At 63.4% G+C, this 20,753-nt stretch carries 18 protein-coding genes; 9 read left to right on the top strand and 9 right to left on the bottom strand.

The annotated features are described in order from the left end of the window. Window positions 1-19: 19 nt before the first annotated feature. Window positions 20-322, bottom strand: a complete 303-nt coding sequence (locus IEX49_RS11065; protein WP_188806222.1) for a hypothetical protein — start codon at window positions 320-322, stop codon at window positions 20-22. A gap of 270 nt (window positions 323-592) precedes the next feature. On the opposite strand from IEX49_RS11065, the gene IEX49_RS11060 reads away from it, so the two are divergent. The 3 genes from IEX49_RS11060 to IEX49_RS11050 all read left to right on the top strand — a co-directional run bounded on the left by IEX49_RS11060 (window position 593) and on the right by IEX49_RS11050 (window position 2,517). Then, window positions 593-805 carry a hypothetical protein gene (locus IEX49_RS11060; protein WP_188806221.1) on the top strand — a complete coding sequence of 71 codons (213 nt, stop codon included), beginning with the start codon at window positions 593-595 and terminating at the stop codon, window positions 803-805. 312 nt (window positions 806-1,117) lie between these two features. Further along, window positions 1,118-1,837, top strand: a complete 720-nt coding sequence (locus IEX49_RS11055) for a hypothetical protein (RefSeq protein WP_188806220.1) — start codon at window positions 1,118-1,120, stop codon at window positions 1,835-1,837. Further along, window positions 1,834-2,517 carry a DUF4166 domain-containing protein gene (locus IEX49_RS11050; RefSeq protein ID WP_188806219.1) on the top strand — a complete coding sequence of 228 codons (684 nt, stop codon included), beginning with the start codon at window positions 1,834-1,836 and terminating at the stop codon, window positions 2,515-2,517. Before IEX49_RS11055 ends, IEX49_RS11050 begins: the two co-directional genes overlap by 4 nt. Window positions 2,518-2,625: 108 nt before the next feature. Here the strand turns inward: IEX49_RS11050 and IEX49_RS11045 are convergent, their stop codons facing one another. After that, window positions 2,626-3,174, bottom strand: a complete 549-nt coding sequence (locus IEX49_RS11045) for a hypothetical protein (RefSeq protein WP_188806218.1) — start codon at window positions 3,172-3,174, stop codon at window positions 2,626-2,628. Between the two features lie 299 nt (window positions 3,175-3,473). On the opposite strand from IEX49_RS11045, the gene IEX49_RS11040 reads away from it, so the two are divergent. The 3 genes from IEX49_RS11040 (at window position 3,474) to IEX49_RS11030 (ending at window position 6,723) form a co-directional block, all read left to right on the top strand. Beyond that, window positions 3,474-4,304 (top strand): hypothetical protein, encoded by an 831-nt coding sequence (locus IEX49_RS11040; RefSeq protein ID WP_188806217.1) that lies wholly within the window; start codon window positions 3,474-3,476, stop codon window positions 4,302-4,304. A 738-nt stretch (window positions 4,305-5,042) separates the two neighbouring features. After that, a complete protein-coding gene (locus IEX49_RS11035) occupies window positions 5,043-5,762 on the top strand; it encodes a hypothetical protein (protein ID WP_188806216.1) in 720 nt (239 codons plus the stop codon). 307 nt (window positions 5,763-6,069) lie between these two features. Then, a complete protein-coding gene (locus tag IEX49_RS11030) occupies window positions 6,070-6,723 on the top strand; it encodes a DUF6308 family protein (RefSeq protein WP_188806215.1) in 654 nt (217 codons plus the stop codon). A gap of 612 nt (window positions 6,724-7,335) precedes the next feature. Here IEX49_RS11030 and IEX49_RS11025 read toward each other — a convergent pair. The 4 genes from IEX49_RS11025 to IEX49_RS11010 all read right to left on the bottom strand — a co-directional run bounded on the left by IEX49_RS11025 (window position 7,336) and on the right by IEX49_RS11010 (window position 12,121). Further along, window positions 7,336-7,632 carry a hypothetical protein gene (locus IEX49_RS11025; RefSeq protein ID WP_188806214.1) on the bottom strand — a complete coding sequence of 99 codons (297 nt, stop codon included), beginning with the start codon at window positions 7,630-7,632 and terminating at the stop codon, window positions 7,336-7,338. A 283-nt stretch (window positions 7,633-7,915) separates the two neighbouring features. Further along, window positions 7,916-8,167 (bottom strand): hypothetical protein, encoded by a 252-nt coding sequence (locus IEX49_RS11020; protein ID WP_188806213.1) that lies wholly within the window; start codon window positions 8,165-8,167, stop codon window positions 7,916-7,918. Between the two features lie 289 nt (window positions 8,168-8,456). Then, on the bottom strand, window positions 8,457-9,395 hold the full coding sequence (locus IEX49_RS11015) for a GIY-YIG nuclease family protein (protein WP_188806212.1): 939 nt from the start codon (window positions 9,393-9,395) through the stop codon (window positions 8,457-8,459). A gap of 188 nt (window positions 9,396-9,583) precedes the next feature. Beyond that, window positions 9,584-12,121: a GmrSD restriction endonuclease domain-containing protein gene (locus tag IEX49_RS11010; RefSeq protein WP_188806211.1), complete on the bottom strand. Its 2,538-nt coding sequence runs from the start codon at window positions 12,119-12,121 to the stop codon at window positions 9,584-9,586. Between the two features lie 271 nt (window positions 12,122-12,392). Here IEX49_RS11010 and IEX49_RS11005 point away from each other — a divergent pair, with 271 nt between their 5' ends. After that, window positions 12,393-13,382, top strand: a complete 990-nt coding sequence (locus IEX49_RS11005; RefSeq protein ID WP_188806210.1) for a hypothetical protein — start codon at window positions 12,393-12,395, stop codon at window positions 13,380-13,382. A gap of 349 nt (window positions 13,383-13,731) precedes the next feature. Continuing rightward, window positions 13,732-14,901 (top strand): protein kinase family protein, encoded by a 1,170-nt coding sequence (locus tag IEX49_RS11000; protein ID WP_229672565.1) that lies wholly within the window; start codon window positions 13,732-13,734, stop codon window positions 14,899-14,901. Between the two features lie 299 nt (window positions 14,902-15,200). Here IEX49_RS11000 and IEX49_RS10995 read toward each other — a convergent pair whose 3' ends face one another. From IEX49_RS10995 to IEX49_RS10985, 3 genes are all read right to left on the bottom strand, one after another. Beyond that, on the bottom strand, window positions 15,201-15,947 hold the full coding sequence (locus IEX49_RS10995) for a methyltransferase domain-containing protein (protein ID WP_188806209.1): 747 nt from the start codon (window positions 15,945-15,947) through the stop codon (window positions 15,201-15,203). A 17-nt stretch (window positions 15,948-15,964) separates the two neighbouring features. Further along, window positions 15,965-17,029: a ribosome small subunit-dependent GTPase A gene (gene rsgA, locus IEX49_RS10990; protein WP_229672564.1), complete on the bottom strand. Its 1,065-nt coding sequence runs from the start codon at window positions 17,027-17,029 to the stop codon at window positions 15,965-15,967. A 490-nt stretch (window positions 17,030-17,519) separates the two neighbouring features. Next, the gene (locus IEX49_RS10985; RefSeq protein WP_188806208.1) at window positions 17,520-18,812 is read right to left on the bottom strand and encodes an APC family permease; all 1,293 of its coding nucleotides are present in this window, start codon (window positions 18,810-18,812) and stop codon (window positions 17,520-17,522) included. A 108-nt stretch (window positions 18,813-18,920) separates the two neighbouring features. Here IEX49_RS10985 and aspS point away from each other — a divergent pair, with 108 nt between their 5' ends. Beyond that, complete coding sequence (gene aspS, locus IEX49_RS10980) at window positions 18,921-20,753, top strand: aspartate--tRNA ligase (protein ID WP_188806207.1); 1,833 nt, start codon at window positions 18,921-18,923, stop codon at window positions 20,751-20,753.

Here is a 20,753-nt window from a genome sequence, read left to right as displayed (position 1 = left end):
GATCCTCCTGCGGACGCGTCTATTGCTGGCCGGGCTCTTTGAGCGCGCGGGGCGGCGTGTGGTCGGGGAAGTCTTCTTCTCCGATACCGCCCGGTTCGTAGAACCCCTCGATAAAGCCGCGGGCTTCGGTCATCAGGTCCTCCCGCGTCATGCGGGCGTTCGGCTCCGAGCCTGGGGCCGACTGAAGGCCCACGGTGAACCCGTATGCCCCTCCGTCGGGTCCATTGAGCCATGCGAAGTCGTAGCTCATCATCCCGCTGGACTGACGCCTCTCACTCACGCGGAACATCTCGCCGGCGATCGAGAACTCCAAGTCGCTCATACCCCCAGAGTAGATGCGCGACATTCCTCCCTCATCCGCACAGGGATCGCAGAACGGGCATGACTCAATGGTTGCTCTTATGTGAACTCGTAGACTCGCGACATGGGAAGGCTTCAGGGATGGCAAGTAACGGTGATCGTGTCAATAGTGGCGGTCGCTCTGGTCATTACCGTGGTGGTCCTATTGGCGAGAATTGCATCTGCAAAGCGCAGCGACCATCGCAGCGGTTAGCGTGAAGAACAGTGGAAGCGTGCCGCTCGGCTCCACATCTTGGAGGGTCTCATTCAAGCGACAGATAATCCGCATCGGTTCCTCGACATCGTGTGTTCTGCCGCCGACCGGACGGCGGCCGAGGCGGCCCTGGAAGATCAATTTGGCTTGTCGCGGGATCAAGCAAGAGTTGCCATGAACATGCAGTTCGGGATGATGCCCGAGGAGACACGACAGTCGATCCGCACCGAAGCTGACGACCTCCGAGGCTGAGGCAATCGGCAAACCGGGTGCGCTGCTTCCTGATCACTCTAGAGAGGCATCCGGATAGGGATCGACTTGTGAGACGGGTGGGCGTCTGGCGTTAGGCAGCGAAGACCGCGTAGAGCAACAACCCGGTGACACTACTTCCGAATGCACGCTGGCAGTTGAAGTGCAGACATTCCTGTCGGCCTCCGGCAAGTGCCTCGGTGGCGGACAAGTTAGGCTTCTGACGTGGGGAGAATCTACAGGGGGGCGCCTTCCGTCCGTGAGCGGATCTACGTCGAAACGTTCATCCGAGCACCCTTGGACCGCCTCTGGGAGATGAGCCAGGACCCCGGCGCGCACCCGCGGTGGGACCTGCGGTTTACGGCCATCGTTCCCACCGGCACCGGGAGCGACGGGAACACGCGCTTCCGTTACGAGTTCAAGCTCCCCTTCCACACCATCCGGGGAACCGGGATTTCGCTGGGCCACCGCCGGCGGGCGGACGGACAGGCGACATCCGTGCTGAAGTTCTCCACCACCGATCCCCTATCCCCGATCGGTTCCGGTGCCGGCTATTGGCGGTACGTCCCCTGTGAGGGCGGGGTGCGGTTCATCACCGGATACGACTACGAGCCCGGCTTGGGCCTGGTCGGTCGGGTCTTGGACCGGCGGGTCACACGGCCCGCCTTGGGCTGGGCAACCGCGTGGAGTTTCGACCGGCTGCGCTTGTGGGCCGAATCCGACGTCGACCCGGCAACCGCCCGCACCGCCTGGATCCTGGACCGCACCGCCCGGGCCGGAGGACTGGCCGTCGCGGCCCTACTGCTCCGGCGATCCGAGGCGGGCCCCGGCCACCCCACGGCCCTTCCGCTTCTTGCGGTGGCGGCCGTGACGGCGGTCTTCACGATCCCGGTGCACCGAACCGTCCCGCGCGCGAGGCGCTGCCTGCGCCACGCGCCGGACAAGCATGCGGGGGCCGCCCCGTCCGCGTTGGCGACACTGCCCGCCCCCGCACAGGACGGCCCCGGGGCGGCAGGAAAGGGCACCGGTTCATGAGCTCCATCTTCGCCACAACGCTGGGGGCGGACTTCAACCGGCTCCATCCGATGCTGCGCAAGCGCTTCGGCGTGGGCGTGGATTCCGGATACGCCTGCGTAGGGCGCGGCACCTTCACGGAGGTCCGGCGCGGTGCCTGGTGGACGGTGCCGTTCCTGCGCTTCGGCGCTTTCCGCAACATCCTCTTTCCCGACAGCGGACGGGACATTCCCTTCACGATCGAGAACTACCCCTACGTCGACGGACTTGGCCGCGAGACCGTCACCTTCGTCCGAACGCTGCAGGTAAGCCCACGACGAAGCCGCCGCTTCGACGCCACCATGGTCTACAGTCCCGGCCAGGGGAAGATTATCGACTATCTGGGCACCCACCAGCACCTGGCCACCGGGCTGGAGCTGAAAGTCCGACCGGACGGTTCCCTGCACCTGAGAACCGGTGCGCAACGCTTTTACGAACATGCCCTGGGATTCACCATCCCGGCAGCGTTGACCGGCACCGCCGAACTGCATGAGACCTACGACGAAGACCGAAATGTCTTCACCATCAGCATGCAGGTCCACAACCCGATCTTCGGCTTCCTGTTCGGCTACCACGGGGAGTTCACCTGCGAATTCCCCGAAGCGACACCCGACTCCGTCCCCCTTCACCTCAAACCGGTCCGCGAGGAACCACGCCACTAGCCGTGGCCCCAAAAGCACTGGAGACAAACCGACCGACGCCGTTGCCCCTCTCAGGGCGCTTCCACATGTTCCGTTTATGGATTGTCAATCGGACACGACTGAGTAGGGTCAGCGTTGAGGCTGGCCTATCGCAACCTGGCGTTCCAGCGCCTCGAACAGACTATGGATGTCTGAACGGCCCTGCCCCCAATCGGTCACCGTCGCTGTCAGCCTTGGGCGGGTGATGACCGAGATGTGAGTTCGATTCCCGTTAGCTGGCTGGAATTCTGCCGACATGATCAATCCCCAAGTCTTCCAGTTCAAGGCAGCATCGATCTCGGCCCCTGCCGCACTGCACGCGCGCAACTGGAGTCGGGGAATCGTGGCCACGGTTGCCCTAAAAGCAGGTTCGAGCTGCACCGTCGGGATATTCAGCTCAAGGTGGCCTTCGCTGTGTGCTCCCGCCGATGAAATCTCGTACTTGTCGGCCGGCCCGGGATCGCGCCTATGACGCCCCAAAAACAGGAAAAACACGGCCAGTGATAGCGGAACTAGCACCATGACCGCGATGAGCCACCCGGGAAGCTCAATCCAAATCCCGAACAGCAGCAGGATGAGGGCCGCGACGACGAAGAGCAAAACAGGCCAGCGACTCTTCATGTTGTGCCTTTCGCTCACGGACCACCTCAGTCTGGCGGGAGACCGTCGGCCCGACAAGGGCTCGCGGCACCGATGCTGGAAGCAACCGTCGCTCTGACGGAAGCCGTACATCCTGAAGATCTCCGTTGCGGGACCACACTGCCGCGACCGCGCGATCTCCTGCCGAGTGTCCAGTCAGATAGCTCCACTTGGAAGCCGATCGAGATGCGTCCGGAGAGGGTTCCTCTACCGGATTCGCGTGAGGCGGAGCGCCCTGGGACGGCTTGGGCATCGGATTGGGGCATGGTCATACGTTGGCCCGTGGAATGATCTCTTGCATGACGTCATTGGGAGTGCGGCCTGAGCCTTGGGCCCTGGGCATGTGGGCCCCCTACGATAAAGGCTGGGTCACTCAGAAAGTGGTCTCTCGCATCGAGTTTCTCTTGGACGGGCGTCCCCTCTCGGAACTGAACCCGGTCGATGCCGAACCCGAACCGGTCTCCCTCTTCGAAGTCACCGACGCCGCGAACGCTGCCAAGATCATGCTGGGTGAAGCGTCCTTGCCGAACGATTTTCTATCCGAGGACCGCCTGACCTTGCTCACCTGTCTATGCGGCGACCCGGGTGACGGATCGCTGACCGTGAGATTGTCACGCACCGGTGATGAGTTGGTCTGGGATGACTGGGCTTGGGAACACGGCTATGGGCCCGAGGTCGAGACGTTCCCCGCAATGCCGGACTGTAGGTTCCGATTCGAGGAATACACCTCGGTGCTGGAGAAAGCCCAACAGCTGGCAGAGGCATTCGGAGACCAGGCCAGTAGCATCATCCGCGTCCCCGACCATGGTGACGGCATCAGGCGGTCTATCGCCAAGCACGTCCGGGGCGAGATGGCCTGCCAGCTCGACTGGCTCGATATTGAGGTCATCCATCCCCTTGGTGAGCAGCAGGGTGCGGACCTTCGCCAGCTCATCGATGCCGTCGCTGCCATCCGCGATGAACTGGCCACGGCGAAGAGCCGCCGCCGGCACAATCCGTCAGGCGCACAAGTTCAGCGGGCGCTGGCCGCAGCATCTCAGGTCATAGCCTCCCCCGAGGCGTTCCGACTCCCAGGAGAGACCCTCGAAGCGGTGGAATGGCTCCATGTACACCTCTCCCCAAGACGGTGAGGCCACGCAGACAGTTGACGGGCCCCGACATCTCGGCGACCAGGCGGATCATTCCGCTAGCGGATCCCCATCCGGGCCCGAACCGTCGCCCAGATGACCCTCGGCAGCAACTTTGAACTGCCGCCGTAGGCCGTTCCTCAATCAGCACACCCTCAACTTGGTGCGCTGTCATGCGAATGAAAGTACATTGCGCCTTCAGCACTTCGGGCGGCCCGACATGCTGAGGAGAGGTCCGTATTCAGTATTCGATGTCGCAGGCGGCGCAGATCAAGGAGACAGGGTTGGCTAGAGTACTTGTGTCAGCCACTTCCCTGAGTCCTTGCCTGGAGGCCAAGTGAGTCAACCGCCTCGTGTGCCTCTTGCCCCAGCCGCCGTGCCTGGGATGCCGGACGGCACTCCTCCAGCTGTGGAGTTCCACCGATGCATACGAAAGTACGCCGACGATCTCCTGGAGGAGGTGGAACGCCTGGAGGTCGCGCAGCGATCGGGTGGTGGTTCCGCGGCCGAGTTCACCAGTTCGATGGTGACGGACGCGGATCGCTTGCTCCGGAGGGCCTACCGGCGACCAACCCGCCCATCTAAAGGTGAGATCGCTTGGCGAATCTGTGTGGCACTTGCACTTGTTGGTGTGGGTGTCGCTACCAACAACCTCGACGAATGGTGGGGACTCGTCCTGTTTGTCGCGTCGATTGGCGTCTCCCTGACGGGAACGATCTTGGATCTGGTTGGAGAACGTTCATGACTTCATCACCATTTGAACCACCATTGACCGAGGCCGCAGCCGCAGCGCTCGATGAGTACCTGGATGATATTCGTGAGGAAGTCCTTCGACGCGCGCGCGATAACGCGAGTGAATCCACTTCCGGATACGCTCCCGAGGTCACTGTGCGAGATGTCATCGCTGCAGCAGAGCGGACGTCCTCAGGTGTGTCTGGAACAACACGGCGTGGCATCCGGGAACGCATGCTTAGCGTCTACGGCCTGGTGTTCGCAGCCGCGGCAATTGTCGGGGTGCTTCTCTGGTTGGGGCCAGAACTGGGTTCGCGTAGTCCTCAGGAAAGCGTTGGCCTCCTCACTGCAGTCACGGGTGCGTTCGGTTACTTGGCCAGTCGTGCTGCACTTGAGGCGGCTCGAAGGCTAGACGCCAGGGGGCTTCGTGGTCCGAGTGAGGCAGAGAGCCGGCACGGGCTGACTGGCCGATTTCTTAGCCAGTACAACGACCTTGAGCTCACCGTTCGCGGCTTCAACGCCAGAACGCTAGGTGAGACTGCGGCTGGTCGGAATCCGACGTCAACGGTTCTCCACTCAGGTGTCCTCGACAAACGGACGGCTGAGGAGTTGCGAGGGGTGGTCGACGTTCGCAATCGACTCGTGCATGGAAAGGCTGTATCCAACGAGGAAATTCAAGACGCGCTGACCGACATGCAGCGGCTGCAGGGCCGGATCGAGAATCGTTAGTCCCGCAGAGGCGTGGGTCGGTGACCGACGCGCCGTCGCCCAGGCTGACAGGGCCCTTCCGGAGCCCTCATCCAAGGGGCTCCCTTCGTCAAGTAAGCGATTAGTCGACGCTGACGATCTTGTGCTGGCCACAAGAGCACCGTTATTCCGCACAGCGGGCTGACGTTCAGTTCAGGGAATGGCTTACGGCATGGAGCCTCCGCCAGTATCACCAGCGGTGAACGGGAGCCGCCCCCACGACACAGTTTGCGATAATGGACGTCCGCATACGGGGCCTCGAACCATGGCTGCTGATAGTGTCCGAGCTATGGTCACCACCGCCGCGTTCACCGTCGCAGGCATCGAATACACGCTCGATCAAGCGCTCGACCACTTCGCCGGCTATCCGCGCAAGACGCCCGCCAGGTTCGACTACCCGCCGCCCGGTGACCACGGCACAATCACCCCGGAGGAGATAAGGCGGACTCGGTACATCAGCTCGAGGATCTCCCACGTCGAGGGTGACTATTTCATCGCACGGGCTGCGAATGCCCCGTGGATCACGACGGGTGCGAATCTCGCCGACGCGGACCCGGAAGTGCGCGGAGGGCTCTTCGACAATATGTCGGACCTGTACTGGCACTTCGCCGGGACGGCTCCTCGCGGGATTTCCTTCGCGAAGGTTTCTAAGGTCCTACACCTGAAGTTTCCGGCTGCGTTCCCGCTCTTGGACTCTCGTTTGTGGAAGGCATACCGCACGGCCGCCCGGGCCCACGCGGCTCGACACCCAGACCTACGGCAGAGCCAGCTCAGGTGGATCGCCGTGCGCGACGACCTACTCACCGCCCGTTCATCCGGTGCCATAGAGGGATTGCGCGACGCCTTGGCCCGGTACAAACACCACGAGCCAGCCGACCAGCAGCGCGTCCGCGACATGACGCGGCTGACCGACCTGAGACTGCTCGACATCCTCGTTTGGTGACCTTGAAGGTCTAGGGCAGGTACGCGAAGAGCCGATGCGTTTCTAGGACGGGTATAGGTAAGGACGTCGGGGATTGAAGCCAGTTACCGTGCCAGTTGCGCTCCTCGTGCCCGGCCCCTACGGTCCACAGTTGCGTGGCCGACGATCATGTTGCTCATGATGGCCGAAATGCCCGGCATCTCGTTGAGGATGGCCACCGGCCGATCCCTCTGCGGTCACCGGTCGACTACCTTCGGGGTTCGCAATGTCACTACCCAGACAGAGCGCGACAGCCGAGGAGGAACGGTGGACCTAGACTTCCGATATGAGATTCGAATTGATGAATCGACCAACACGATTCGTGTCCGGAGTCATTGCCATCGCTATGTTGTTGACTATTGCGAGTCAGGTTCTTCTAGTACTTTCATCGGATAGAGGACTTGCGTGGGCCTCCTGGGCCGTTCTCATTCTAAGTTGTCTGCTCTTGGCCTACGCGGTATTCCAGCTTGTCAGGAAACGCCCGCCTGAAGAATCAGGCCGTGGCTGACGAAGCGTTCGCCGCCGGAATCCCCACCGGGATTGCTCCGGGCGAGTGGTCAGTGGCCACCGGTGCCGTGCCGTAGGGCGGATCATCTATTGATCGCCCGTCCTGCGGGTGCGAGCTGGAATGTGGTCGGGAAAGTCTTCCTCCCCGATGCCACCCGGTTCATAGAAGCCTTCGATGAAGCCACGCGCTTCGTCCATTAGCTGCTCCGGTGTCCTTTGTGCCCTGGGGTCCGACCAAGCGACCGAGAAGCCCACGGTGAAGCCGTAATTACCGTGGTCCGGTCCGTTGAGCCAAGCGTAGTCATAGCTCATCATCCCGGTGGGTTGCCGCCTCTGGCTCACGCGGAACAACTCATCATCGATCGAGAACTCCAGGTCATCCATCCACCAAGATTAGAGGCGGGATGCTTTCTTCATCGTGGGCACAATTCAACCGATACTTGTTGCAACGGTCGGCGACTGGCTGACCCGCCCCGCTGCTGGATCGCTTTACGGCGCGGAGGCTGGGTGCGAGGCAAGGGACCCGCGTCTACTTCCTGCCCTTCTCGGCTTCCCGACCGGAGTCCCGCTTTACCGACAGGTCCGCCTCTGGGGCAAAAGGATAGGCGGCAACGACCCGAGAGGTGCCTATCGTCCGCTCTGGTCTCCGAGGACGGCGGTAATTCCGTCAGCCACTTCGGAGTTCGTTGGGATCTTCGCCGGCCAGTCGGACAAGGCCCAACCCGTCCTGGGGGACACACGCGTACAGCGTGTAGGTGCGATCGCCGCGGTTCGCCTCCGCCCAGGCGAGGACGTCCTGAACGTCTGCGCCCGAGATCTCCCATTCATCGGAGGCGGTCCCGGCCCAGAAATATATCCGGTATCGCGGGTCCGCGAGTTCCCAGGTCTGGTCCCGGGGATCAACGCCCATGGTCTGCATGGCCTCAGTATGGAACAACCAGTGGGCGAACGACTTACGGTGCCCGTTCGCGGGGCCTCCCGAGGCTGCATGTGTGACAGTGCCTGTCCGTAAACGGATCCCCAAACGGACACGCCTGCGCCCCTGGACAGCGCCATCAAGCGATCACAGAAGACCGCCATTTGGCGATCAGTTCCACATCCGGCGCAGTTCGGTAGAGCGCCAACGATTGTTGAGACAGTTGGAACGTCATGCAGATGACTCCCGATATTGACATCGCCCGCAGACGTTTCCTGGCTCAAAAAAGTGCTCACTCCAGAAGCCGGTCGGCCAATTCATAGTTGTGCCATCTCCACTGGAAAGACCGTCCGCGGCGCATTAGGTTCAGGTTGAGATGCTTCGCGGCGTCCACGACAGCTGGCCGGGTCAGTAAAGCGCTCAACATTTCGGGTTGACCATCGATGCGGACGACGTCGCCCGCTCCGGTCCTGTACTCGGCATCCTCTACGACATAACCCTCTGCCCTCAACTCGGCTTCCTCCGAACCTCCGCTCATGTCAACGAAGACGGACTTCGATAGGTTCAGAAATCCGAACGTCTCCTCGTCGTACCGGTACATGACCAGCGTCTCGACGTTGTTGATGGACAAGGCAGCGAGGCGTTGGTGTCGTCGGGTCCGGTTCGTTGATGGCATCGCGCTCACGGCCCAGAATTCACGCTCGGTCCGTCGCGGATAGGGCACCACGAGTCCTATATAGGGGCGGAACACCTGAACCACGTCGGCGAGGTGCCCGGACGCTTCCAGGCGCTGGTACGCCGCATGATGAGCGGCTCGCAGTTGCAGGTCCTGGTGTCGCGTGCCCCCGTCCGGAACACTCCCTCCTGCGGCAAGCCATTTTTCTTGTTCGTCGATGGAGGCCACAGCGTCCAGATCGGCGGGCCCCACTCGGCCGGGTGGCACGTCCACAACGTTGCGCAGTATTCGCGTGGGGTGCTGGTCTCGGATCGTGAGTTGTTCCCACCGGTCCAGTTCCTCGCGCGGGCAGTCAGCGAAGCAGAAGTCCACGATGTCTTCCCAGGTGTGCCGATGTTGGGCGAATCGTCGCACCACATCTACCGCCTGGCCGACGTAACCCTGGCCATCCGCGAACCCGAGGATGTAGATGCCGCAACGTGATCGCGAGGGTGGAAAGAACTGTCTGATGCTTGTTGCTCGCCGCACGTCATGCCGAGTAAATTTCAATACCACGTCTCTTTACCCCCTGCTCGTGCAGTGATCGGCTAGGTCGGTGGTGCTGTGTGCCACCCCTTGTGGGGTGGGGATCGATGTGGTCGATGCCTTTCTCGTGCTTCTGCATAGCCAGGAAATGGATGAGATGTTCAGAAGGGTGTCCCGCGTTGTTGCGCTGAGTCGTTCTGATCTGAGGCGTGCAGGCCTTATGACTTCTGCAGTTCAGGCGCCTTCTTTTCGCAGATGTTCATGGTGTCGTAGAACCACCGCAAAGCGTCCCCGAGTGCTTCGACGGCTCCCTTGTGGACCAAGGTCTCCAGTCGAATGTTCGGGCGCTTCAAGGGCTGATTGCCGGGGATGTCTACGCCTGGGATCTGGTTGATGCGTACCCGCAGCTCTTCCAACAGTGCTGGGTCTTGGAACGGTTCGTGTCCCTGGAGGTACATGAAAACCACTTCGAAGTGGGCATTGGGGTAGATGATCACTGGGGCCATGGGCTGGCCGTCGGCCATTGGATACTCCAGATAGCACGATGTCATGGCTGCCGAGCCGTATCTGACCGCTCCTCCCAAGCCGGACCATTCGTTGATCACGCGGAGGACCGCCTGCGTGACATCGGCCCCGTTGTCCGTGAGCTGGTTGAGGAAGGAGTCCCTGCGTTCGGGGGTTCCTCCGTCGGGGACGGCCAACGGCTCAGTGCTCTCTTCAAGATCGGCCCCGACCAGGCGAGCCAAGTCATCAACGTCCAGTCGCTGGGCCGGGTCGGCCCGGTTCTGGTCGTCGAATTGGACGCCTTCTTCGCTCAACACCTGGATGGGGTCGTCCGTGCGGTCGGTTTCATACCAGCGGAAACCTGGCGAGATGGTCCCGGCCGCCTGGAGCACCCGGTGGCCGTTCTTGAGCGGCCGGGTCGCCACGCGTTGGCCGACGGGGACCGGATGGCTGCCGATCAGTGCGGCCAGATCACCGTAGGTCGTCCACCCGCCTGGGGGCAGCGCGGCGACTGCCTGCTCCATCAGCATCCACCCGGGAGCGAAGGGTGTTGTCTCGGCGACGTCTACCGGTGCCGGCCAGATCTGTGCGATGCGTTGGGCCAAGCTCTCAGCTCGTGCCAGGATCTCCGGGCGTCCCCACGTCTGATGCTTGGCAATGGACTGATTCATGCGCAACCCGCTTTGGGTCAACTGTGCCCGCTTCACCGCGAAGGGGCTGTTGCTCAAGGAGCTGTTGTATCCGGTCAGCGTCAGGTTGCCCAGCGTATGCAGGAGGGCTTCGTGGATTTCCTCGGCGGTTTCGTCTGCAGTCAGATCCCTTGCGAGGTCATTGCGCCACTCCTGGGTCAAGGTGCGCGGCATGACGTGCTCGATGGTCAACGTGGTTAGATCCACCGGTTCCTTGTTCTCGAACGACTCCTCGAGCCACTGCAGGATCAGCTTGCGTTGATTGCTGCGACCGTTCAGGTAAAAGGGAATGGTCTGGAGCGCGGACACCAGGCGGTCATCACGCAGGAAGTACTTTCGCCCCGTGGACAGATACCGGTGCAGTCCAGCGGCGACGTCCTCGGCCTTCTGAATCTCGACCACGGCTCCCAGGAGGATGCGATTGATGCCGGTGGTCGCTTGTCCGGCCAGGACTCGCCGGACCAGGAAGCTTTCGAGATACAGCATCGCCTGGGCGATCGTCTCGCTGCTGGCTGCTCCCTGTGCGCGCTGATCGAGCAGGAACAACAGGATGGGATACACCGTGGTGGTTCCCCAGGCCCGGAGCCGCTGCAAACGCGTGCGGACGCTCGCGTCATGCTCCGTGTTCGGTTTGAGAATGACGGAGAGGAGACCTCCGAGCCGGGCCAGCCGTTCGACGTCCTGACGAATGTCGTCCTCGGTCTTGAGGCGCTCCATGCGTCGCTTCTGCGCTTCATAGGTGTCCGTCTGCTTGACCGAGGGGTCCTTCTGGACCAGGTCGAGCCAGAAGAGCAGTTCGAGGTCTCGACTCTCCAACTGGTTTTGCAGAGGAAGCCACAGGCTCTGATAGACGGTCTCTCCCTGCGTGGGCAGTCGCATGAAGATGTAATTCCGCAGAAGATCACCCTGGGTCAACTGCAGACCGGTGTTGTTTAGGGACTCGAAAATCCGATACGTGTTGTCTTCTACGGAGGTGGTCACGCTGACCAGGGCCAGGCCCGCCGTCACGGCTTCCTCGATCCGTTCGATGTCCACGGGATCGTCTGGGTCATCCGCTGCGATCAATTGGGATTGGAAGTAGCGGTATGCAGTGCCGATGCCGTCCGTGCCGCCGGCATGTGGTGTCGCATCAATACACGCCTGATAGCTGGCCCGATCGGCCTGGGTCGGCAGCAGCTTGTAGCGATGCACCCCAGATTCCCACTTGTTGAGCAGGTACTTCTCATTGATGCGGTCGAAGTGCTGCGGGGCCTCATGGTCCCGACGGTGGTCTCGGACCGCGGCCAACAACAGCGTCAAGGTCGTCAGCCGTTGCTGACCATCCACCACCAGATACTCATGGACCCCCGGCCCGTTGCCCGCGCCCGGAGCCAACACGATCGATCCGATGAAGTGCGTGGCCTTGGCATCTTCCGATCGTTCCTCGGCCAGAGTGACAACGTCTTCCCACAGACGTTCGAGCTGATCGCGCGTCCACGAATACGTCCGCTGATACAGCGGGATCTGGTAGGAGTATGAGCCCTCAAGCAGCTTCTGGACGGAGATTTCGCTGGCCTTCACCATGACCTCATCCTAGAGGGGCATTGCAGGGCGTCCAGAAGGCAATGTTCCTGGTCAAAGCAACGTATCGCCTGCGTTAAGGCGTCTTACAGTAAAGGTCGCTCGCTTCCCGCTCTCATCTCTGCCGTTTTTACGACCCCGTATGGGGATCGACCTGCGGGACGCCTCAACCCAAATGGATTGAGGCGTCCCGCAGGTCGTTCCTGAGCGGTCACGTCAGAGGACCACGGAGTCGTGGCGGGAGAGAGCCGATCTACGTAGTGTGAGTTCTCTTATGAGCAACGCTGGCGAAGACATCTGGTACGAAGGGGATCACGTCCTAGGTGGAACCCAAGCTCTCACCGAATGGGGGTATCCCCGTGAGGATTTTTTTACGGCGTCCGCTGGCTACAGCGACGCCGGGGAGCCCCAAGTCCTCGCGTTGGGAATCAGCTACCTGCGGATTGTCAATGGGAACGGTGAGGTGGTCTTAGAAGTAGCGCATCGTGAGGTGCGCGGCGTCCGTGCGGTGGCTGGTGTGGGCGTCCGAGTGCACGTCGCGTCAGGATCTCTGTCCCTATCCGGTCAGAGAACATGGACACACGTCGTGGCTGATCACGAGGCGAAGTTCCTGGAGGACTCGTGGTTCGTCGTACCGACCCACCGCCACGACGGGGTGCAGCTGAACGCCCTTCACTGGAAGGAAGAGGATTACGCCTACTACGTTGGACGTGTAATCACTGAGGGTGCACGCTGTGACTCCACACTCATTGGGCTGGCTCTCATGGCGCGCCCATTACTGGGTTTGCCCACGAAAGGAATACACGGGTCGAGCGGTTCCCCACTTGCGAAAGCATTCGAGGAATTGGGCGAGATCAGCTCGCCACTAGAGGACCTCAGAGAGCGGTATGTGGCTTGGTACGAGAAACGCAATCTCGCAGCCCACGGGTTCAGATTCGCCGATCCTGACGGCCGTCCGCACAGCAAGGTATACAAGCCTAAACGAGGGCAGCACGGACAACCGCCGGAAGTGCTCTTTGACGCTGAGGAACAAGACTTTGCAGACCTGGCAAGAGTCTGGAGTGCTTTCTACTTCCTCAACCACGACGCCGCCCAAGCTTCACTGCATCTCAGCGCCTCGGCACGTCTGACGTTCGACGTCGAACGCCCAAGCAGGGAAGAGACGATCAAGATACTGGAAGAGCTGCCCCGATTTAACTCGGTCAGAGAATCGGAACGACTCCCACCCTCCAAATCATCAGACACAGGTGCAGACTCAAACTGACGTTCAATAACAACTGGCAGGATTCTTCCGTTGCATCTCGTACAGGCTTGTCTTCCAACCCAAAGGATGCAAGGCGTCCCATGGTCGATCAGTGCCGTACGTGGGCGATCGGTGGCGCGCCCTGTGCATTAGACCGCTAGATGGCGGTCTTCTGTGACCGCTGAGTATCCGAAGGTTTGGAGGCCACCCGATATTGCCTTTGGGGGGCAGGCGTGTGCGTTTGGGGATGCTCTGCGACAAAGTCGATCCGTACCGGGAGCGGAAGGCATGCAGGCAACGTACGTGGGGGTACGCAACTGCGAGGAAGTCGGTGCGATGAGATCATGGTCTCAAGTGAGAGGAGGATGCTGTGGTTGATCCTGTGACGTTAATGATGGCCGACCTTAGAGAGAAGTACGAGGCCATGCCCGCCTCGCCGGCATTCACGCGCCTCTACGGCGAGGCAGACTTGGGCCACATGTTCGCCGTGCTCCACAAGCGGATGAACCAACACTTCGGCGATATCAACGGCCGTGCAAAAACCACCCGCCACTACTGGGCCGATAACAGCCGCGATCTGCTCGCGCTCATCGACGAGATCGAGATGGATCTCCACACTCTGAAGAGATCTGGCATAGAGGTCGAGCTGGCTCCTGCCTACCAGGACGCACTTGACCGATGCAGACCGTGGCTATCCCCGAGCGGAGGCAGTGCCGTACCGGAGGACTTTGAATCCACCACACTGATCACCTACGAGCCAGTCTTCGTCCACGCGGCCCGCAGCGTGAAGCTAGAGAAGCAACAACGGCCCGTTGAACTCAGAATGGTGGGCAGCGGCTCCTACGCCAACGTGTACTCGTACGTCGACCCTGACTACGGCATCAAGTTCGCCGTGAAGCGAGCGAAGAGGGGCCTTGAAGAACGAGACCTGCAGCGCTTCAAGCAGGAGTTCAAGGTCATGAAGAGGCTCAGCTTCCCCTACGTAGTGGAGGTTTACCGCTACGACGAGACCCTCAACGAGTACCGAATGGAGTACTGCGATACCACGCTTCGCGAGTACGTCCGCAGACAGAACACCAAGCTCTCGTTCGCGGCTCGCAAACGTATCGCCCTTCAGTTCCTCTACGGCATCAACTACCTGCATCTGAACAAGCTGTTGCACCGCGATATCAGCCTCCAGAACGTCTTGCTCAAGGTCTTCGGAGAGGGCGCTGTGCTAGTGAAGTTGTCAGACTTCGGCTTGGTGAAGGACCAGGCCAAGGACTTCACGCGAACGCAGACAGAAATGAAGGGAACGCACCGCGACCCGGTACTCGGAAGCTTCAAGGATTACTCAGTAGTCAACGAGATGTACTCGATCGCTTGGGTCCTTGCATACATCTTCACCGGCAGGGAATCACTTCCGCCAGCCAGCGACACGGTAGGTCAGATCATCCACAAATGTGCTGTGAACGACCCTGATCAGCGCTACCAGAGTGCAATCGAGTTGATCGCAGATGTGGAGCGGGTGGAAGCACCACCTGCGCGGACAATGGCTTAGATGACGCAGGGTCAGGACAGGCAGTGCGCCACACCCTGTGCACGAACGACTACACCTGATGGGCGAGAGCGGGACGACCTTTGACGGCCTCGCTGCACGAACCGAGGCGACGACAGAGTTCGTAGTGCGCTCCCCGCAAACGGATCCCTCTCCGGTCGCTCCGCCACTTCCAGGGACTTGGCTTTGGATCCTTCTGTCTGATGTCAGGGGGTGCGGCCTTCGGGCCGCTTCTCGGTTGGGCGTTGTCCCGTTCGGGACCCGGACGGTGTGAGGTTCGGGCCCCGAACGGGATGGGCGCATCAGCGCTTCATGAGGGCAAAGACGCCCCAACCGAGGTACTCACGCCCGTAGCGCGCATAGCGGGCGGGTTCATTGACGAGCTCGTCCCGGACTTCGGAGGCCATTTCGTCCTCCGGGTTGCGGTCGAGCCAGCGGCGCATGTTGAGCCACTGGGCCGCGGCGTACCGGTCCCAGCTGTCCTGATCGGCCAGCGTCATTTCCACGACGTCGTACCCGAGATCCTGGAATTTCCCGATCAGGCCGTGCAGTTCCAGGAAATCGGCGACGGCGGTGGCCCCGCACGCTGTGGCGGTCTCCTCGTCCGGAGGAGTCCGCCGCCAGTACGGCTCGCCGATCAGCATCAGGCCTCCGTCACGGAGGCTCCGGCTCAGCAGTTCCGTGGTTCCGGCGACGCCGTTGCCGATCCAGGTGGCCCCGACACAGGCGGCAAGATCGACAGGCTCGGCTGCGACATGGCCGGCGGCATCGCCGTGGACGAACGTCACCTGGTCGGTGACGCCGAGTTCCTCGGCGCGGGCCCGGGCCTGCTCGGTGAAGACCGTGCTGATATCCACCCCGGTGCCCGTGAAGCCCAGGTCCCGTGCCCAGGTGCACAGCATCTCGCCCGAGCCGCTGGCCAGATCGAGCACCCTGGTCCCAGCGGGGAGGCGGAGTGATGCACCCAGGGCCGCGAACTGGTCCGCGGTCAGCGGGTTGTGGATGCGGTGGCTGCTCTCGCGGATGGTAAAGATCCGGGGAAGGTCCATGGTCGTATTCCTTTCAGTCATGCCTTGAAGTGCGGGAACTTCTTGAGGGCGCGTGCTTGGCGCGCGATCTGCTTCTTCGGCCGCTCCAGCTCGGCGCGCAGCCGCGCGTCGGTGCGGGAAGCGGTGTGGGCGTTCTCGCGCTGGAGGCGGTGGTAGCTGTCCAGGCGCCGCCGGGTGAGGTGGCCGTCCTCGATGGCGGTCAGGACGGCGCAGCCCGGTTCGGTGGTGTGGGCGCAGTCCGCGAAACGGCAGTCCCGCGCCAGGTCGGTGATCTCGGCGAAGGTCTTGTCCAGGCCCTCGTCGGCGTCGTGCAGGCCCACACCACGCAGGCCCGGGGTGTCCAGCAGGACCCCGCCGTGGGGCAGCGGCACCAGCTCCCGCCATGCGGTGGTGTGCCGGCCCTTGCCGTCGCTGGTGCGCACCGAGCCGGTGGCCAGGCGGTCCTCGCCGAGCAGGCGGTTGCCGAGGGTGGACTTGCCCGCCCCCGATGGCCCGAGCAACACGACCGTGCCCGACAGGACGGCGGTGAGGGCGTCCATGCCCTCACCGGTGGCGGCGCTGGTGACCAGCACCTCCACACCGGGGGCGATCGCGGCCACCTCGGAGGCCGCCGAGATGGGGTCGGCGGACCGGTCGGCCTTGGTGAGCACCATCACCGGCGTGGCGTCGCTACCCCAGGCCAGGGCGAGCAGCCGCTCGATCCGCCCTTGTTTGAGCGGATCGGCGAGGGAGACGGTCACCGCCACGGTGTCGACGTTGGCGGCCAGGACCTGGGCCTGGGAGGTACGCGAGGCGCTGGAACGGACCACGGCCGTCCGGCGCTCCAGTACCTCGACGACGGTAGCGGAGCTGGCCGCCGTGGCCGGCCGGACGGCCACCCAGTCGCCGGTGCACGGCGTTAACCGTTCACCGGCGCCCCATGAGGTGCCGACCAGCGCGCTGACGACCTCGGTCTCGGTGACGAGGTCGCACCGGCCGAGCTCGGCTCGCACGACGCGGCCCGGAACCAGTCCGTCGGCCCGGAAGCCGGAGAAGGAGCGCTCACGTTCACCGTCCCAGCCGTAATCGGCCAGAGTCAGCACACGCGAAAGAGAAGAAAAAGCAGGTGGATGTGAAGTGGGTTGATTAAACAACGTGGAGACCTTTGAAAGGAGGCCTCGCCAGACAACAAGCGTGCCGGCATTACTCCCGCAGGGAGGAAGGCAAGCTCAGGTCAGGCCGAGGCCTGGGAAATGAGGATGATTCGGGTACCGCACACCGCGGTGGTCTCCACGACCGTCATCAACTCATCTCCTCCGATCTCCCTAAAGCGCGAAATCGTTTTCGCCGCGCCCACCATTCTAACACCTGCCGTGGACGCCCTCCCTAACGTGCTAACGTGCCGAGCTGACTCGACTCGCCACCCAGGTCTCGTAAGGGGAACCCCCACCGGATACACTCACCGCTGACCTGGACGAACGAGAGTACGCCTCGACAGTGTCCCGTAAGACCCGTCCGGTGACATGTCCGGTGCGCGGGCGTCTTCCGACACACGCAAGAATCCCCGGCGCACCACGCCACCCGTCCAGATCGTCAAGCCCGAACACGCAAGACAATCAGCCTGCCGAGCAGTCCCACGGCAAACACCGCGAGCATGACGAGCACTGACATCGCCGGCAGGGTGAACGCCAGAACCAGGCAGAGCACGGCGCCGGTGAGATTCAGCCAACGGGGTGAACGCACCACGCGCTCGGTCAGGGTGAAGGCCGCCAGGTTGGAGACGGCGTAGTACACCAGCACGCCGAAGGAGGAGAAGCCCACCACCGTGAGCACATCCGCCGTCAGCAGCAGGATAATTACCACCGCGGCGGCCGTCAGCTGGGCCACCCACGGTACGGAGGTGCGGGTGGATACCCGGGCCAGGGGCCGTGGCAAGTCACCCTCGCGGGCCATGGCCAGCCCGGTGCGGGAGATCCCGGCCACGAGGTTGAGCAGGGAACCCAGGCTGGCCAGAGCCGCTCCGGCCACGGCGAGCCAGAGCCAGTCCGTGCCGAAGAGTACGCCCACGGCGTCCCGGACCGGCGCCTCCGAGGCCGCCAGCCCGTCCGTACCCAGCACGCGCGTCAGGCTCCAGGCCAACAGCCCGTAGAGCACCAGCGTGAACGCCAGGGCACCCAGCACCGCGCGGGGGATCGTCCGGCGGGGATCGCGGACCTCCTCACCCATCGTCGCGATTCGGGCGTAGCCGGCGAAGGCGAAGAACAGCAGTCCCGAGGCCTGCAGCACCCCGAAGGCCGAAGGCTCCACCGGTGCAGCCGAGCCGGCCGGGGGAGCGGGGGAGCCGGCGTCGGGTCCGGAGGCCAGGCCCGCCACGATGACCAGGGCGAGGATCAGCACCACCGGGACCAGGATGGCCACGGTGACCTGCACCGTCCGGGTGATGCCGAGCAGGTTCACGCCGGTCAGGAGCACGACGGCGGCGATCGCCACCCAGCGTGCGGTCCAGTCGGTACCGGGCACCACGTAGAGGCCGACGGTGTAGGCCATGGCGGCGATGGAGGCGGACTTCCCGGTGACGAAACCCCAGCCGGCCACAAAGCCGGCCCACTCACCGAGTTGCCGGCGGCCGAAGGTGTAGGCCCCGCCGGAGGTCGGGTGCACCGCTGCCAATTGGGCCGTGGAGATGGCATTGAGACAGGCCGTCACCCCGGCCACCAGCAGGGCTGCCATCAGCAGGCCGCCGGCCTGCGCCGCGGCCAGGCCGAGGGCGGAGAACACCCCGGCTCCGACCATGGAACCGACCCCGATGACCACGGCCCCGGGCAACCCCAGGCGTCGTTCGAGGGATGCACCAGCGGATGCTGGCTGAGACGGTCGAAGAGGCATGCGCTCCACCCACTAGAATCATCCGGGAACCGTTCTGCCCTGATGGGCCGAACCAGTGATACCACCCTCAGAGAACATCCCGGTGAACCGGGACCGGAAGGACCATCAGTGCTGCGCACCCACCAGCTGGGCGAACTCAACGCCTCGCTCATCGGACAGACCGTCACCGTGACCGGATGGGTGGCACGCCGCCGTGACCACGGTGGGGTGGCCTTCGTGGACCTGCGTGATGCCTCCGGCTTCGCCCAGGTCGTGGTGCGGGACGAGAAGGACTTCGATCCGCTACGCAACGAGTTCGTCCTGCAGGTCACCGGCACGGTGGAACGCCGCCCCGAGGGCAATGAGAACCCCGCCCTGCCCTCCGGCGAGATCGAGCTCATCGCGGACGCCGTGACCGTGCTCAACGCCGCGGCCCCGCTGCCGTTCCAGATCGACGAGCACGTGGAGGTCGGCGAGGAGGCCCGGCTGCGCCACCGCTACCTGGACCTGCGCCGCCCGGAGCCGGCCCGCATCATGCGCCTGCGCTCCGAGGTCAACCGCACCGCCCGGAACCTGCTGCACGAGGAGGGGTTCATCGAGGTCGAGACCCCGACCCTGACCCGCTCCACCCCCGAGGGCGCCCGCGACTTCCTGGTCCCGGCCCGCCTCGCGCCCGGCTCCTGGTATGCCCTGCCCCAGTCCCCGCAGCTGTTCAAGCAGCTGCTGCAGGTCGGCGGGATCGAGAAGTACTTCCAGATCGCCCGCTGCTACCGGGATGAGGACTTCCGCGCCGACCGTCAGCCGGAGTTCACGCAGCTGGACATCGAGGCCTCCTTCGTGGAGCAGGACGACGTGATCGCCCTCGGCGAGAAGATTGTGAAGTCGGTCTGGTCGCTGGTCGGCGTGGACGTGCCGACCCCGATCCGCCGCATGACCTACCGCGAGGCGATGGAGAAGTACGGTTCGGACAAGCCGGACCTGCGCTTCGGCCTCGAGCTGACGGACCTCACCGAGTACTTCGCGGACACCCCGTTCCGCGTGTTCAAGGCTCCCTACGTGGGTGCCGTGGTCATGCCCGGCGGTGCCTCCCAGCCGCGCCGCACCCTGGACGCCTGGCAGGAATGGGCCAAGCAGCGCGGGGCCCGCGGCCTGGCGTACGTGCTCATCCAGGAGGACGGCTCGCTGACCGGCCCGGTCTCCAAGAACATCTCCGAGGAGGAGAAGGCCGGCCTGGCCGCGGCCACCGGTGCCAACCCGGGTGACTGCATCTTCTTCGCCGCCGGTGAGGTCACCCCCTCCCGCGCCATCCTCGGCGCCGCCCGTGTGGAGATCGGCCACCGCGTCGGCCTCATCAAGGACGCCGGCCCGGACGTGCCCGCCGCCGAGGCCGACTGGGCGTTCGTGTGGGTCGTGGACGCCCCCATGTTCGAGCCCGCCTCGGAGGCTGTGGCCTCCGGCGACGTCGCCGTGGGCTCGGGTGCCTGGACCGCGGTGCACCACGCCTTCACCTCGCCGAAGCCCGAGTTCATGGACACTTTTGACACGGATCCGGCCAACGCGCTGTCCTACGCCTACGACATCGTGGTCAACGGCAACGAGGTGGGCGGCGGCTCCATCCGTATCCACCAGGGCGAGGTCCAGGAGCGGGTGTTCAAGCTCATGGGCCTGGACGAGGAGTCCGCGCAGTCCAAGTTCGGCTTCCTCCTGGAGGGCTTCAAGTACGGCGCCCCGCCGCATGGCGGCATCGCCTTCGGCTGGGACCGCATCGTCGCCCTGCTGGCCGGCACCGAGTCCATCCGGGACGTCATCGCCTTCCCGAAGACCGGCAACGGCTATGACCCCCTGACCGCCGCGCCGGCTCCCATCACGGACCAGCAGCGCAAGGAGGCCGGCGTGGACGCCAAGCCGGAGCCGAAGGAGTCCGCGGCGTCCCCCGCCGCAGCCGAGACCACCGGAGCCTGA

It is taken from the genome of Citricoccus zhacaiensis (genome assembly GCF_014645315.1).
GTDB lineage: Bacteria > Actinomycetota > Actinomycetes > Actinomycetales > Micrococcaceae > Citricoccus > Citricoccus zhacaiensis.
Note: the sequence above shows the minus strand (reverse complement) of the source record. Positions and strands in the feature narration are given on the sequence as shown.

Bases quoted from the DNA above. Each gene is read 5' to 3' on its own strand.
- IEX49_RS11065 (WP_188806222.1), bottom strand. From the start codon at position 322: ATGAGCGACTTGGAGTTCTCGATCGCCGGCGAGATGTTCCGCGTGAGT.
- IEX49_RS11055 (WP_188806220.1), top strand. From the start codon at position 1,118: ATGAGCCAGGACCCCGGCGCGCACCCGCGGTGGGACCTGCGGTTTACG.
- IEX49_RS11050 (WP_188806219.1), top strand. From the start codon at position 1,834: ATGAGCTCCATCTTCGCCACAACGCTGGGGGCGGACTTCAACCGGCTC.
- IEX49_RS11040 (WP_188806217.1), top strand. From the start codon at position 3,474: ATGACGTCATTGGGAGTGCGGCCTGAGCCTTGGGCCCTGGGCATGTGG.
- IEX49_RS11035 (WP_188806216.1), top strand. From the start codon at position 5,043: ATGACTTCATCACCATTTGAACCACCATTGACCGAGGCCGCAGCCGCA.
- IEX49_RS11030 (WP_188806215.1), top strand. From the start codon at position 6,070: ATGGTCACCACCGCCGCGTTCACCGTCGCAGGCATCGAATACACGCTC.
- IEX49_RS11025 (WP_188806214.1), bottom strand. From the start codon at position 7,632: ATGGATGACCTGGAGTTCTCGATCGATGATGAGTTGTTCCGCGTGAGC.
- IEX49_RS11020 (WP_188806213.1), bottom strand. From the start codon at position 8,167: ATGCAGACCATGGGCGTTGATCCCCGGGACCAGACCTGGGAACTCGCG.
- IEX49_RS11010 (WP_188806211.1), bottom strand. From the start codon at position 12,121: ATGGTGAAGGCCAGCGAAATCTCCGTCCAGAAGCTGCTTGAGGGCTCA.
- IEX49_RS11005 (WP_188806210.1), top strand. From the start codon at position 12,393: ATGAGCAACGCTGGCGAAGACATCTGGTACGAAGGGGATCACGTCCTA.
- IEX49_RS10995 (WP_188806209.1), bottom strand. From the start codon at position 15,947: ATGGACCTTCCCCGGATCTTTACCATCCGCGAGAGCAGCCACCGCATC.
- IEX49_RS10985 (WP_188806208.1), bottom strand. From the start codon at position 18,812: ATGCCTCTTCGACCGTCTCAGCCAGCATCCGCTGGTGCATCCCTCGAA.